Below are 13969 nucleotides of genomic sequence, written 5' to 3' on the forward strand. Positions count from 1 at the left end.
TTCTCGATACGCGATCTATCAGGTGAGGGGACTCGGCCGGCACGTCACATCGTGGTCCGTGCTGATCGCGATCACGGTGCCGGTCACCGCATTGATGCTCTGGTTGCATGCCCCGGCGGCGCTGATGCTGGGGCCGCTGATCTCGGGGATCGTCTTCGCCTCATGGGGCGGCAAGGTGAACTATCCCGTGCCCGTGTTCGGCGTGGCGCAGGGCATCGTCGGCAGTATGATCGCGAAGATGGTGCCGCTGTCGATCGTGGGCGACATCCTCAGCCATTGGGCGCTGTTCGGGGTCGGGGTCGTCTCCGTGGTGGCGGCGAGCACGCTGGTCGGCTGGCTGATGACCCGCTGGCAGACCCTGCCGGGCACGACGGCGCTGTGGGGCGTGAGCCCCGGCGCCGCCTCGGTGATGACCTACATGGCGGAAGCCTATGGCGCGGACATGCGCATGGTCGCCTTCATGCAATACCTGCGCGTCGTCATGGTCGCGGTCGTCGCGGCCGCAGTCGCCCGCTTTTTCGGCGCGGCGCCCCAGCACGCGCCCGACGCAATCGTGTGGTTTCCCGAGGTCGCCTGGCTGCCGCTCGTCGAGACCGTGGCGCTGGCCGGCGTAGGATCCTGGCTTGCCCGCGTGTTCCGCATTCCGGCGGGCGCCTTCCTGTTGCCGCTGGTCGGCGGCATCGTGCTCACGCATCTCGGCCTGCTGCGGCTCGAGCTGCCGACCTGGTTGCTGGCGGGCTGCTATGCGCTGGTCGGCTGGAACGTGGGGCTGCGCTTCACGGGCGCGCTGCTGATCCATGTGCTGCACCAGCTTCCCGGCATTCTCCTCTGCATCTTCGCGATGCTGGGGCTCTGTGGTGGCGTCGCGGCCTTCATGGTGTTCGCGGCCGACATCGACCCGCTCACCGCCTATCTCGCCACCAGCCCCGGCGGCGCGGACTCGATCGCCATCATCGCGGCGTCGACCGACGTCGACGTTTCCTTCGTGATGGCCATGCAGACCGTGCGGTTGCTGGTCGTGCTGTTCGCGGCACCTTTGTTGACCAGGCTCATCGCGGAGCGGATCGGCGGCACCCGCAGCGGCTGAGGTTGCCGTGTCCCACCGCCATCGCTTCGAGATCAGGTGTTCGCCACGCGGTGCACGGTGGCGGTACGGATTGCCAGCAGCTTGTCGATGCGGCGGCCGTCCATGTCGAGGACCTCGAAGCGCCAGCCCCCGACATCGACGGTATCGCCTTCCTTGGGCAGGCGCCGCATCGCGGCCAGTACCATGCCGGCGGTAGTGTGGAAGTCGGCGGCAGGCTTGACCGTGATGCCGAGAAGCTCGGCGAGTTCGTCGGCCGGCATGCTGCCGGCGACCAGCCATGAGCCGTCTTCGCGCTCCTGCGCCTGGCGCTCGGGCGGGCCTTCCTCGGTCTCGAAGGCGCCCACGATCGCCTCGAGGATGTCGGCTGTGGTGACGATGCCCAGGAGCGCACCGTATTCGTCCTGGACGAGGACCATGTGCGCGGCGGAATTCTTCAGCGTGTCGAGCACGTCGAATGCACCTAGTGAGTCGAGGACGATCGGCGCGGGCTTCACGTGTGCGCGCGGGTCGGCGGTGCCGTCGCGGATGAAAGCTTCGAGAAGATCCTTCTTGCGGACGATGCCGGCGATCTGGTTTTGCATCGGGTCCCAGGCGGGCAGGCGGGAATGGACGCTGGACTGGATGGTCTGCAGCAGCGCCTTGGGCTCGAGCGAGAGATCGATGAGATCGAGATCGTGCCGCGGCGTCATCACGGCGCGGGCAGGCCGGTCGCCGAGACGCATGACGCCGCTGATCATGCCGCGTTCGCGCGGCTCGATGGCGCCGGAGGATTCTCCTTCGACGATCAACGCCTTGATTTCGTCGGCCGTCACCGAGGAGTCGCCGCTCTGCCGCCCGCCCAGGAGGCCGAGGATCGCCTTTCCCGACATGTCGAGCAGCCAGACCACCGGGGCGGAAATTCGTGCCAGCATCGTCATCGCGGGTGCGACCGAAGCGGCGACGGCTTCTGCGTTGCGCAGCGCGATCTGCTTCGGCACCAGCTCGCCGACGATCAGCGACAGGTAGGTGATGAGGGCGACGACGCCGCCATAGGCGAGCGGCTCGGCAAACCGCAGCGGGAGGCCGGATTCGGCCAGTACGGTCGTGAGCCGTGCGCCCAGCGTGGCGCCGGAGAAGGCGCCGGCCAGGATGCCGACCAGCGTGATGCCGATCTGCACGGTCGAGAGGAAGCGGCCGGGATCGTCGGCCAGGCGCATTGCGGCCGCGGCGCCGCGCGAGCCGCCGTCGGCCATCGCCTTCAGTCGTCCGCGCCGTGCCGAGACGACGGCGAGTTCCGACATTGCCAGGATTCCGTTGATGAAGATGAGAACGATGGCAATGAGCAGCTCGAGATAGACCATGATCGCAGTCTATCTGCGCTTCGGGTCCGAACGAAGGCGATAGAGGTGCAAGTCTTGCAAGGAGGCGAGCGAGAAAAACCGCCTGAAACCCTTCCCTCGAAAATCGTGTACCTTCGCTCCCATGACCGCATTGCATGACATGACCGCCGGCGAGCTGCTCGCCGCTTACAAAGCCAAATCGCTGTCGCCCGTCGAGGCGACCGACGCCGTGATCGCCCGTATCGAGGCCTGGGAGCCGAAGCTGAAGGCGCTCTACGCGCCTGACTTCGAGGGCGCGCGCAAGGCCGCCAGGGCGTCAGAGGGGCGCTGGCAGAAGGGGGCACCGCAAGGGGCGCTCGACGGCGTGCCCATCACCATCAAAGAGAACATCGCCACCAAGGGCGTGCCGGTGCCGCTCGGAACGGCGGCAACCGATCTCGTGCCGGCGGCTGCCGACGCGCCGGCCTCGGCGCGCGTGCGCGAGGCGGGGGCGGTGATCCTCGCCAAGACCACCATGCCCGACTACGGGATGCTCTCGTCGGGCCGCAGTTCCTTCCATCCGCTGACGCGCAACCCGTGGAACCTCGCGTGGAATCCCGGCGGCTCCAGTGCCGGCGCGGGAGCGGCGGCGGCGGCGGGCTACGGTCCGCTGCATCTCGGTACCGACATCGGCGGCTCGGTCCGCCTGCCGGCAAGCTGGAACGGCATCTTCACCTTGAAACCCAGCTTGGGCCGCATCGCCGTCGATCCGCCGTTCTTCGGCCGGGCCATCGGGCCGATGACGCGCAGCGTGGCCGATGCCGCGCTGCTGATGGCTGAATTGTCGAAGCCCGATGCGCGCGACCATATGAACCTGCCGCCGGCGGACATCGACTGGAACGCCGGGCCCCTGTCGCCGAAGGGACTGAAGATCGGCCTGCACCTCGACGCCGGGTCGGGACTTCCCGTGGATCACGAGGTCAAGGAGGCGATCGAGGCGGCGGCCAAACTGTTCGCCGATGCGGGTGCCGAGATCGAGCCGGTCGCGCCGTTCCTCTCGCCCGAGATGCTGCACCTGCAGGATCTGTTCTGGAGGGTGCGGAGCTGGGTCGATTTCTCGGCGCTCTCCCATGCGAAGCAGGCGAAGGTGCTGCCCTTCATCGCCGACTGGTGCCGCGGCGGCGCCGACGTCTCCGGATCCCAGGTGATTCGCGGCGTGAACAACTACATGGCCATCCGCGCCGCCACGACGCGTGCCACCCAACCTTTCGGTTTCGTGCTGTCGCCGGTTTCGCCGGTCCCGACCTATCGCGCCGAATGGGAGACGCCCACCAATGACGTCAACCGTCCGCTGGAGCACATCTCCTTCACCATGCCCTACAACATGAGCGAGCAGCCGGCTGCCTCGATCAACTGCGGCTACACGAAAGAGGGCAAGCCGATCGGCCTCCAGATCTCCGGCCGCCGCTTCGACGATTCCGGCGTGATGCGGATATCCACGTGGTTCGAGAGCGTGCGCGGCGCCCAGAAGAAGTGGCCCGAGCCGCCGAAGTAAGGCAGGCGATTCATGGACTACGACGTCGTCGTCGTGGGCTCCGGTGCCGCCGGCCTGTCGGCGGCACTGGCCGCCGCGCATGGCGGAGCACGGGTGATCGTGCTGGAGAAGTCGCGCTGGCTCGGCGGCACGACGGCGATGTCGGGCGCCGGTACATGGGTGCCGGCCAACCATCACATGATGGCGGCAGGCATCGAGGATTCGCCCGAGGAGACGCTGCGCTACATCAGGGGCGTTGCCCCGCCGGGCTGGTCGGACTCCGAGGACGAGCTCTGGCAGGTGCTGGCCGAGCAGTCTGCGCCGATGCTGCGGTTCCTGGAGGACGAGACGCCGCTCCGTTTCGAGCTGGTCAACCATCCCGATCCCTATGCCGATCTCCCGGGCGGGCGGCCGTTCGGGCGCATGGTTTCGACCACGCCCTTGAGCAAGTTCCTGCTGGGCCGCTGGTGGAACCGCGTGCGGCGCTCCGTGAAGACGCAGCTCTTCACCTATCGCGAGCTGGTCGACGGCGTCCTCAAGAACCCGGTGCGCGGTGCCCTCGGCATGGCGCCGACCTTGCTCTGGCGCCTGCTGACGGCACGGGTCGGCGCTGGCAATGCGCTGGTGATCGGATTGGTGCGTGGCTGTCTCGACAAGGGATGTCGCATCGAACTCGAGGCGCCGGTTCACCGGCTGGTGATGGACGGCGACGCGGTGGCTGGCGTCGAGGCCACGGTCGGCGGCAAGCGGCAGACGATCCCGGCGGCGCGCGGCGTCGTGCTGGCGACCGGCGGTTTCGACTGGAACCGGGACCTCATGGCGAAGTACTTCCCGGGCATCGACCTGACGGGGGCGCCCGACACCAATACCGGCGACGGTCAGGTGATGGCAGCCGAGGTCGGCGCCGAGCTCGCGCATATGGACCAGGCGCTGATCTCGCCCGCGACCTTCACGACCTACGAAGGCCGCCGCCACGCCCAGCCGCTGCTCGAGACCTACGCGCCGCACGTCATCTTGGTGAACCGCGAGGCCCGGCGCTTCGTCAGCGAAGGCAGTCCGGCCCTCGGCGTCGCGCTCGACGAGCGCGGCCCCGACGGTCGTCACCTGCATCTGCCGGCGTGGCGGATCTTCGACGCGCGCTACGCCAGGGCGATGACGCTCTCCATGCACTTCGGATCGAAGGAGAAGGGGTTCATCCGCAAGGCCGACACGATCGAGGCGCTGGCCGGACAGATCGGTCTCGATCCCGCGGTGCTGCGCGCCACGGTCGACCGCTTCAACGGTTGGTCGAAGGAAGGCGTCGATCGCGATTTCCATCGCGGCGAGACCTATTGGGAGCGCTTCTATACCAAGGATCGCGCCCTTGGCACGGTCGAGCAGGGACCGTTCCATGCAGCACCGTTTCTCTATGTGAGTCTTGGCACCAAGGGCGGTCCGCGCACCGACCGGTACTGTCGCGTGTTGCGGCCCGACCGCAGCGTGATCGGCGGTCTGTATTGCGCAGGTATCGCGATGGCGAGCCCGATCGGTACCAAGTCTGTCGGCGCCGGCACGACGATCGGTCCCTGCCTCACCTTCGGTTATGTCGCCGGCCGCGAGATTGCGCGGCGCAATGTCTGAACGTCCGCGCCGAGGGCCATTGGGCATCCTGATGCTCGACACGCGGTTTCCACGGATCGTGGGGGATGTCGGCAATGCGGCATCCTACGATTTTCCCGTGATCTTCCGGACGATGAAAGGGATCGGCTCGGCCGATGCGGTGGCGGCGCATCCCGACCGGCCGCGCGTGCTGGCGGCGTTGAAGGCGAATGCGGAGGCGCTGGCGGCCGAGGGTGCCGTCGGGCTCGGCACGACCTGCGGATTCCTGGCCCTTTACCAGGACGATCTCGCTGCCGTGTCGCCGGTGCCGGTCGCGACGTCGGCGCTGCTGCACATCCGGAAGCTCGAGGGTCGCCGGGCGGGCGTGATCACGGCATCGGCGAAGAACCTGACACTGGCCCATCTCGCCGCGGTCGGCGCGCCCGTCGATACGCCGGTGGTCGGATTGCCCGAGGCCGGTTCCTTTGCCGGCACGTTCCTGCGCAACGGGTTGACGCTCGATCGCGAGGCTGTCGAGCAGGAAGTCGTGGCGGCCGGCCGCGATCTCGTCGCCAGGCATCCCGAGCTGGATACGCTGGTGCTCGAATGCACCAACCTGCCGCCGTACAAGGCCGCGCTCCAGAAGGCGCTGGGCCTTCCCGTGCTCGACGTCCTCGACCTGCTGAAAGACTTCTATTCCAGCCTCAGCGGGGCAGCAGGCGGCGGTAGAGCGGCTGCAGCAGGGTCGGGATGATGTAGATCGGGAACTGCACCGCGGCGATGAACAGGAAGATGTCGGGGTCGGCGGTTGCCGGCAGCACGGCCATCAAGAGGGCATTGTGTCGGCCGCCCGAGCAGTAGCCCACTGTGAGCGCGGTCTTGCGGTCGAGGAAGGGCAAGGTGGCAACCGCCATCACGAGGTTGCACAGCAGCATTCCTCCGAAGGAGCCGGCGATGAACCCGGCGAGCTTCACCGGTTCCGCCATCGCGCGGGCGACCACGCCATCCATCAGCGGAATGGCGAAGACCATCAGGACCAGCACGGAGATACCGTCGAGAGTCGTGCCGGCCTCGACGAGGCGCGGGCCCAGCCAGCGGCGGATGATGAGCGCGCCGACGAGGGCCAGGGCCACGATCATCGCCAGCCGGAGGCTGAGGTCGACGAGGCCGATCTTGAGATCGAAGCCAAGCAGCCACAGCGCCAGGGGCGGCAGGGTGAACGGCACCAGGAAGTTGGTGAACAGCGACAGCAGCAGCGCGAGCGACGAATCCAGACGCAGAAAGGTGGCCGTCGTGGCTGCCGAGATGATGCCGGGCGCCATCGCGCTGAGGCAGAGTGCGGTGACAAGGCTCGGCCACAAGCCCAGAGCCTGCCAGATCGGCCAGACGACCAGCGGCACCGCGACCAGGTTCAGGATCGCCAGCAGCAGTGCGGGGCCGGGGCGGAGCAGCAGGGCGCGGAGGCGGCCCCAGTCCATGCGCGTCAACGCCAGCATCAGGAGGATGACCACCAGCGGCAGCAGCAGCGGTCGTGCGGCGGCGGCCAGATCCTGGAACACGAGCCCCAGCAGCAGCGAGAAGGGCAGCAGCGTCGTGGCGTGCCTTCCCATGCGCTGCAGCAGAACGAGCGGATTCATTGCAGCCACCCTAGCACGTGCTAGCTTGCACCCGATGAATACTCCGCGCGGCGTCTGGCTGGACGATCTCACCCGGGAGGAAGCCGCCTCCCGTCTCGCGGCCGACGCCGTCGTCCTGCTGCCGGTGGTCTGGAGCCGGCCCGCGCAGGCGCCTTCGTACCTGCCGATGAAGACCGCGACGACGATCGCGCGCGCCGTTGCACAGAAGCTCGTCGAGCGGTTGCCTGTCGTCGTGGCGCCTCTCCTCGACTGGGAGGGCGATGCGGGGGCCGAGGTATCTCGGCAGATGCTTCGGGAACGCCTCGGACAGTTGAGGTCGCACGGCGCCCGTCGCCTCGGGATCCTCGATCTCGGCCTGGGGGGTGCGATCTCGGCCGACCTTTCGGCGGGTGTCCCGATATTCCGGGTCTGCAACAGCGGGGCGGCGGATGACTATGCGACGTCCTGCATGCTGGCTGTCGATCCACGGAGCGTTCGCATGCAACTGCTCCCCGACGGTTTCGGCGCCCAGGCATTTGCGGGTGAACGCATGATGGCGGCGGACATCGATGCCGCAGCCCATGCCCTCGCGGCGCTGTGGAGCGACCTCCGCTGACTTTATTTGCCGTGGGCGGTGGTATTATCCTTCCGGCCTGTCAACAATGTGCGTCATGCCGCTGCACTGGATCGTCGACTCCAAGGAAAGGCTCGTGATCACGACCGCCGATGGTCACGTCACGCGCCAGGACGTCGACGACTACATTCGGGCGATGAACGGGGCCGGCACGCAGCCCTACCGCAAGCTGTTCGATGGCAGCCGCGGAGAAACGGACATGACGCCGGAGGACATGCTGGCGATCGGCGTGCAGCTTCGGGAACGCCATGCCACCGGAACGCCCGGACCACTCGCCATCGTGATCCCGCCGGACAAGGCTGACCTCGTTTCGCGCGTACTCGGCATCCTCGCTACTGCCGACCGGCCGATGCGGGTTTTCTCCGATGTCGAACCGGCGCGGCGGTGGATAGACAGCCTGCCGAAGTAGGCGACGTCGAGCGCCGCTGTCGGGTAAGGTCCCGATCCACGCGCAAGCAGGAGTTTACATGAAGCTGTTCCCACCGTCGGCCTTTGCCGGTGCGTTGTTGTTGGGGGCGTTGACGGTCGCTGTCCCCGCGGGCGCGCAGACCGCCATCCAGGCGGGCGAGTGGGAGACGACCGAGAAGACCTCGATGGAAGGCATGCCGCAGATGCCCCCGACGTCGAAGAAGATCTGCCTTGCCGCCGACGAGGCCCAGCTCGAGCGCCTGCTTTTTCCGACGCCGGACGAGATCAAGCAACATGGTTGCAAGTACGAGCCGGGCGCACAGAAGGCTGGCGTGCTTGCGGCAACCCTGACCTGCCCGCCGAACGATCAGTTGCCGGGCGTCACGGCGAAGGCCGAAGTCAGCTACTCGCCGACCAGCTACCAGGGCGTGGGCCAGCTCGAGGCCGCCGACAAGTCGGGGACGACGGTGAAGGGCAAGAGCGAACTGAGCGGGAAGCGACTCGGCGACTGCCCGAAATAGGCCGAGGCACGGCGTCAGGCGAAGGCGGGCATCACCTGCTCGCCGAATCGGCGCATCGATGCGAGGTTCTGGGCGTGGTCCATCGCGCCGAAACCGGTCTGGCAAAGCAGATGCCGTACGCCGACATCGCGTAGCTCGGCTACCTGTTCTCGAACGCGCTTCGCCGAACCGTAGAGCGAGCCCGTGCGGAGCACGAACGGCACCGCTTCGGAATCCGGGACCTTGGGATCCGTCCAGGCATTCAGCGTCGCGGGCTCCGGTTCGAAGTCGTCCGGATTGTACGCCTCGCGGACATGCATCATGTGCGCGCGGGTTTCGACGAGCAGCGCCGCCAGCGTGTCTTCCGCCTCGGCGTCGGACTCCGCGACGTAGACGTTGCGCCAGAGCGCGCTCTGCGTGAGCAGGCGCTCTTTCGTTGCGGCATCGTGGCCGCCTTCGTCGATCCCTGCGGCATAGGTCGCCCAGCGTTCCCTGATGCGCTCGACGGGCAGGCGGGCCGTGAGGATCGGTACGCCCAGCCTGCCGCATTCCCGAAACGATCCGGGCGAAATCACGCTACGCCACAACGGCGGTCCGGGCTGCTGCACCGGCTTCGGCCGGATCGCGGGGACATGCAGTTTGTGGAAGCGGCCGTCATAGTCGAGAGGCGACTCGGTCCAGGCGCGCTGCAGGATGTCGACCGTTTCCTCCATACGTTCGCGGCTGTCGGTGCTCCGCAACCCGTGGCCGACGAATTCGTACTCGTTGTAGGCGGTGCCCTTGCCGATGCCGACGTCGATGCGGCCCTTGCTCAGATTGTCGAGGAGCGCCAGTTGCACGGCGAGTCGCACCGGATGGTGGAACGGAGTCTGCACCACCGCGAAGCCCAGCCGTACCCTGCTGGTCTTCATCGCCAGCGCCGCCGCGAACATCAACGAGTCGCAATAGACGCTCTCGCCGGTGAAATAGTGCTCGGTGAGCCAGACGTCGGAGAAGCCCAGCCGCTCGGCTTCGCAAGCCTGGGCGACGATCTGGTCGATGCGATCGGCGTCTTCGTCGGGCGATGGGGACATTGCAAGCGTAAGCCAACCGAACTGCATCGACCTCTCCGCGTTATTCGGCGTGCCTTATAGCATGGCTCTCCGAGCGCCGAGATCGGGTGCTTTACTGGTTTCGAAATGAGGGGCGTACTAGAACGAGCCGTGCCGATCCTGCTGAAGAACACGCTGCTTGTCCTGTTGTCCGTCTTGCTCTGCACGGCGGCCGCGGAAGGGCTGGTGCGCTGGCTCGATGCCGAAGCGCCGAGCGATGCGCTGAAACACCTCGGTGAGATTCCCCTGGCGGAAGGCGTTCAGCGCGCCTGGTTCGGCGAGAACCCGGCGCCACTGCCGAACCGGCGGCCGGCAAAGCCCGAGGACGTCGACCTGATCCGGCGAGTCGAGGCCGGTGGCGTGACGGAAGGCACCCGGCGTTCGGACATGTTCAAGGCATGGAACAGCGCCTTCGTGGGCCCAGACCCTTGCAGGCACTTCTATCTCAAGGACGCGCCGGGCCAGATCTATGTCTACGACCCGCCCGACGGCGAGCCCTGGCCTCGTTTCCGCTTCCTGCCCGACAGGACGACGCCGATCGGTCTCGTGACCAACGAATACGGCTTCCGTGGCCCGCCGGTGCCGGTCGCGCGCCAGACGAAGACGATTCGCATCGCCTTCATCGGCGCTTCGACGACGGTGAGTGCGCACAACTTCCTCTATTCGTATCCCGAGCACGTGGGCTACTGGCTAAACCGCTGGGCGGCGGCGAAAAAGCTCGATCTCAAGTTCGAGGTGCTCAACGCCGGCCGTGAAAGCATCGCATCGCCCGATATCGCGGCGATCATGAAGAACGAGGTGGCGCCGCTCGCACCCGATCTGGTCGTCTATTACGAGGGCGCCAACCAGTTTTTTCTTCAAACGGTCGTTCCCGACCTACCGCCGCCTGCGGCCAGTCTGCGCATCAAGTCGCAGCCGGACCCCAGTCTGCTGCAGCGCGTCCTCGTCGATCTTGGCTACACCTTCGCGCTGGCCCGCCGCCTCGAAGGCCTCCTGGCGCAATATGGCTCGCGCCCTGTGGGGCAATCCGGCGACGCTCAGGCCGATGCCATGGCCCGGGTCATCGCCGAGGGGCGTGAGTGGCCGAAGCCCGACTACAAGCTCGTTTGGCCCGAGGGCCTCGATGAGAAGGATCCGGACATCGCGCGCGGCGACCTGCCGGTGAGCCTCACGACGATCCTGGCGGATCTCGGTCGCATCGAGGCCATTGCGAAGAAGACCGGCGGCGAGCTGGCGATCGCTTCGTACAAGTGGCTGGTGGCCGACGGCATGGTGCTCGACCCGGTGCGTCATCGCCTGATCCTCGAATATCTCAACTACGGCTACGCGCCGTTCCGTTATCGCGACCTCGAGAGGATGGCGCTGTTCCAGAACCGCGTACTGGAGAAGTTCGCCCGGACACACCGGATCGACTTTCTCGACGTGGCGCGGCTGATGCCCTCCGATCCGGACCTGTTCGTCGATGCCATCCACGGCACGCCCGAGGGCGAGAGGCTTCGGGCGTGGATCGTTCTGCAGCTCCTGGTGCCGGTGGTGGATCGCCACCTCGCCGATGGCACCTGGCCCAGGAAGAGCTTCCCGATTACGCCGCCGCCTGCACCCTACGTGCCGCGCGTCGTCACCTTCGAGTGTGGAAAAAAAAGTGGCTGACCCGCCTGCTCCATGAGCTTGCAGTCTCGACGCGGCAATTTTAGGGTGCGCCGTCACTCGGGGGGTTGGATGAAGTCTGGATCGATGACGGCCGCCGCGGCCGTGGCGTTTGCCTTTGTGGGTGGCGTGCTCTTCTCTGGACCAGCGGCGGCGCAACAGATCACGCATGGCTGTGCGTGCCTGCACAATCAGACGCAGGCCCAGGTCAGCTACCGATACAAATGGGGTGAGGGCGAGTGGAGAACCACGTCGCTGCGGCCGGGCTATCAGACCGCGCTGTGCTGGCAATACGCGAATGCGCAGAGAAGCTCGCCCAATCTCGTGTTCGAGCTCGACGTCGACATGTCGAAGGGAAATGCCTGGACGAAATATGCCATCGCACGCGTGCAGACGGCGGGAAACAACTGTGCCGCCGTGGGCGGCGGCGGACACTACAATGTGAGCTACCGGCCCAACACCAACAACAGCTTCATCCACATCACGAAACGCAACTGAGTTCTGCGGCGCGACCCACTCGCGTTGACAGGCCGACGGTGCATCCGCAGGCTTTCGGCAAGACCGGAGGAAGCGAATGGCGCGTTATGATCGTGTGATCCGCGGCGGCATGATCGTCGATGGCAGCCGGCTGCCGCGCTTTCGCGGCGACATCGGCATCAAGGACGGGCGTATCGCCGAGATCGGCCAGATCGCGGCGAGCGATGCCGACGAGGTGATCGACGCCGGCGGCCTGATCGTGGCGCCGGGTTTCGTCGACCTCCATACGCACTACGACGCGCAGCTTTTCTGGGATCCCTACTGCACGCTCTCCTCGTGGCACGGCATCACGTCGGTCGTGATCGGCAATTGCGGCTTCGGCTTCGCGCCGGTGCGCCCCGCCGAACGCGAGCGCGCCATGATGTCGATGACCCGCGTCGAGGCGATCCCCATGGCCTCCATGAAGGAGGGCATGCCCTGGAACTGGGTGACGTTTCCGGAATTCCTCGACAGCGTCGATGCCGCGCCGAAGGCGGTGAACGTTCTGCCCTATGTGCCGATCTCACCGCTGTTGATCTGGGTGATGGGGTTCGAGGCCGCCAAGGCCGGCAAGCTGCCGACGCCCGAACAGCATGAGGAGATGAAGCGCCTGCTCAACGAGGCGATGGATGCCGGCGCCTGCGGCTGGTCGGCGCAACGCATGCTCCCGACCGGCCCGTCGGCGGTACAGCGCGACTATGACGGCACGCCGATGCCGACAGACGTGATGCATGACGAGACCTGCCGGGAGTTCGCCCGCGTTCTGGCCGAGCGTAACGAAGGCTTCATGCAGATGCTCCTGATCTCGGGCGACAACGCCAAGGACCGCGCCTTCTACGAGGAGCTGGCCACCTTGAGCGGCCGGCCGATGATCATGAACGTGATACAGGCCTTCGATCATCGGCCCGAGATCCATCGCCGCGCGCTCGCCTGGCTGAAGAGCTGCCGCGAGCGCGGTATCCGCGTGGTGGGGCAGGGGCTCACGACCGACGCAGGCTTTACCTTCACCTTCGAGGACTGGAATCTCTTCGACGATTCGCAGGACTGGTGCGACGCCACGACCGGCACGCGCGAGGAGCGCCTGGCCAAGCTCGCCGATCCGGCGCGCCGCGCACGCTTGCGCGAAAACCTGCCGATCACCGCGACCGGTCCGCTTCCGCAGATCGCCATCGTCGGTCCCAAGACCGAGCGCAACAAGAAGTGGCTCGACCATACGCTGGCCCATGCCGGCGAGAAGATGAGCAAGCATCCGGTCGACGTCATGCTCGACATGGCGGTCGAGGAGAACCTGGAGACCGAGTTCTTCGCGGCCCCGCCCAACGGCAGCATCGAGTACCTGAAGGAACTGGTGGACGATCCCTACATCCTGTTCGGCGTGTCGGACGGCGGCGCCCATACCAAGTTCCTGACGGCCGGCCGCTATCCGACCGAGACGATCTGCAAGGTGGTGCGCCAGCACGGCATGCTGAGCCTCGAGGACGTGCACTGGCGGCTTTCTGCACTACCGGCCGAGGTGGCGGGCTTCCGCGGCCGCGGCATGCTGAAGAAGGGCGCGCCGGCCGACATCGTGATCTACGATTATGATGGGCTGAAGGTTCTACCCGACGAGATCGCGCATGACCTGCCGGGCGGCGAGTGGCGCCGCGTGCAGCGCGCCTCGGGCTACAAGTACATCCTGGTCAACGGCGAGGTCACGATGCGCAACGACCGACCGACCAACACCCACTCGGGTCGTCTGCTGCGCCACGGTGCGTGACTACTGACAACGCTGTCCCTTTACCGGAACGCGCAGTTTCCAGCACAGGGTCTCGCCGTCGGCCGCGCGACCGGTATTGCAGAAGTAGACCTCTCTATCCTTCTGCAGCCAGACACCGCCCGGAACGGCGGCCTTGATATCGAAGCCGGTGGAAATCAGCAGACCCGGCGACATCGCCGCCGCTTCCGAATATTGCGACAGACAGGTGGGCGGCTTGTCTTGCGCGGGTTGCTGCGGCTGCGCCCACGCCGTCCCGATTGCGAGGCAGGCGAGCAGGATAGCCAGCAGAGACTTCATTCAAACC

At 66.6% G+C, this 13969-nt stretch carries 14 protein-coding genes; 10 read left to right on the forward strand and 4 right to left on the reverse strand.

The features are described 5' to 3' along the window. Positions 1-22 precede the first annotated feature (22 nt). Complete coding sequence (locus KQ910_RS20065) at positions 23-1087, forward strand: AbrB family transcriptional regulator (protein WP_369408398.1); 1065 nt, start codon at positions 23-25, stop codon at positions 1085-1087. A gap of 32 nt (positions 1088-1119) precedes the next feature. Here the strand turns inward: KQ910_RS20065 and KQ910_RS20070 are convergent, their stop codons facing one another. Beyond that, positions 1120-2427 carry a hemolysin family protein gene (locus tag KQ910_RS20070; protein ID WP_216964578.1) on the reverse strand — a complete coding sequence of 436 codons (1308 nt, stop codon included), beginning with the start codon at positions 2425-2427 and terminating at the stop codon, positions 1120-1122. A gap of 121 nt (positions 2428-2548) precedes the next feature. Between KQ910_RS20070 and KQ910_RS20075 the strand changes: the two genes are divergently transcribed. Genes KQ910_RS20075 through KQ910_RS20085 form a run of 3 tightly spaced genes read left to right on the forward strand, consistent with a single transcriptional unit; the run spans position 2549 to position 6251 of the window. Beyond that, a complete protein-coding gene (locus tag KQ910_RS20075) occupies positions 2549-3940 on the forward strand; it encodes an amidase (RefSeq protein ID WP_216964580.1) in 1392 nt (463 codons plus the stop codon). Positions 3941-3952: 12 nt separating this feature from the next. Further along, positions 3953-5539: an FAD-dependent oxidoreductase gene (locus tag KQ910_RS20080; protein WP_216964581.1), complete on the forward strand. Its 1587-nt coding sequence runs from the start codon at positions 3953-3955 to the stop codon at positions 5537-5539. Then, positions 5532-6251, forward strand: coding sequence for an aspartate/glutamate racemase family protein (locus KQ910_RS20085; RefSeq protein WP_216964584.1), 720 nt, complete (start codon positions 5532-5534; stop codon positions 6249-6251). Before KQ910_RS20080 ends, KQ910_RS20085 begins: the two co-directional genes overlap by 8 nt. Here the strand turns inward: KQ910_RS20085 and KQ910_RS20090 are convergent. Then, the gene (locus KQ910_RS20090; protein ID WP_216964586.1) at positions 6202-7134 is read right to left on the reverse strand and encodes a hypothetical protein; all 933 of its coding nucleotides are present in this window, start codon (positions 7132-7134) and stop codon (positions 6202-6204) included. The two genes, KQ910_RS20085 and KQ910_RS20090, sit on opposite strands and share 50 nt — an antisense overlap. Before the next feature lie 34 nt (positions 7135-7168). Between KQ910_RS20090 and KQ910_RS20095 the strand changes: the two genes are divergently transcribed. Genes KQ910_RS20095 through KQ910_RS20105 form a run of 3 tightly spaced genes read left to right on the forward strand, consistent with a single transcriptional unit; the run spans position 7169 to position 8676 of the window. Next, a complete protein-coding gene (locus KQ910_RS20095; protein ID WP_216964588.1) occupies positions 7169-7729 on the forward strand; it encodes a hypothetical protein in 561 nt (186 codons plus the stop codon). 55 nt (positions 7730-7784) lie between these two features. Then, positions 7785-8156 carry a hypothetical protein gene (locus tag KQ910_RS20100; RefSeq protein ID WP_216964589.1) on the forward strand — a complete coding sequence of 124 codons (372 nt, stop codon included), beginning with the start codon at positions 7785-7787 and terminating at the stop codon, positions 8154-8156. Positions 8157-8214: 58 nt separating this feature from the next. Then, positions 8215-8676, forward strand: a complete 462-nt coding sequence (locus tag KQ910_RS20105; protein ID WP_216964591.1) for a DUF3617 domain-containing protein — start codon at positions 8215-8217, stop codon at positions 8674-8676. Between the two features lie 14 nt (positions 8677-8690). Here the strand turns inward: KQ910_RS20105 and KQ910_RS20110 are convergent, their stop codons facing one another. After that, a complete protein-coding gene (locus KQ910_RS20110) occupies positions 8691-9755 on the reverse strand; it encodes an LLM class flavin-dependent oxidoreductase (RefSeq protein WP_216964593.1) in 1065 nt (354 codons plus the stop codon). 102 nt (positions 9756-9857) lie between these two features. Between KQ910_RS20110 and KQ910_RS20115 the strand changes: the two genes are divergently transcribed. The 3 genes from KQ910_RS20115 to KQ910_RS20125 all read left to right on the forward strand — a co-directional run bounded on the left by KQ910_RS20115 (position 9858) and on the right by KQ910_RS20125 (position 13665). Next, entirely contained in the window at positions 9858-11396 is a 1539-nt protein-coding gene (locus KQ910_RS20115) for an SGNH/GDSL hydrolase family protein (RefSeq protein ID WP_216964595.1), read from the forward strand. Positions 11397-11480: 84 nt separating this feature from the next. Beyond that, a complete protein-coding gene (locus KQ910_RS20120) occupies positions 11481-11891 on the forward strand; it encodes a hypothetical protein (protein ID WP_216964597.1) in 411 nt (136 codons plus the stop codon). 76 nt (positions 11892-11967) lie between these two features. Next, positions 11968-13665 carry an N-acyl-D-amino-acid deacylase family protein gene (locus tag KQ910_RS20125; RefSeq protein ID WP_216964599.1) on the forward strand — a complete coding sequence of 566 codons (1698 nt, stop codon included), beginning with the start codon at positions 11968-11970 and terminating at the stop codon, positions 13663-13665. Here the strand turns inward: KQ910_RS20125 and KQ910_RS20130 are convergent, their stop codons facing one another. Continuing rightward, positions 13666-13962: a hypothetical protein gene (locus KQ910_RS20130; protein WP_216964601.1), complete on the reverse strand. Its 297-nt coding sequence runs from the start codon at positions 13960-13962 to the stop codon at positions 13666-13668. Between the last annotated feature and the right edge of the window lie 7 nt (positions 13963-13969).

The organism is Reyranella humidisoli (assembly GCF_019039055.1).
GTDB classification, from domain to species: Bacteria; Pseudomonadota; Alphaproteobacteria; order Reyranellales; family Reyranellaceae; genus Reyranella; species Reyranella humidisoli.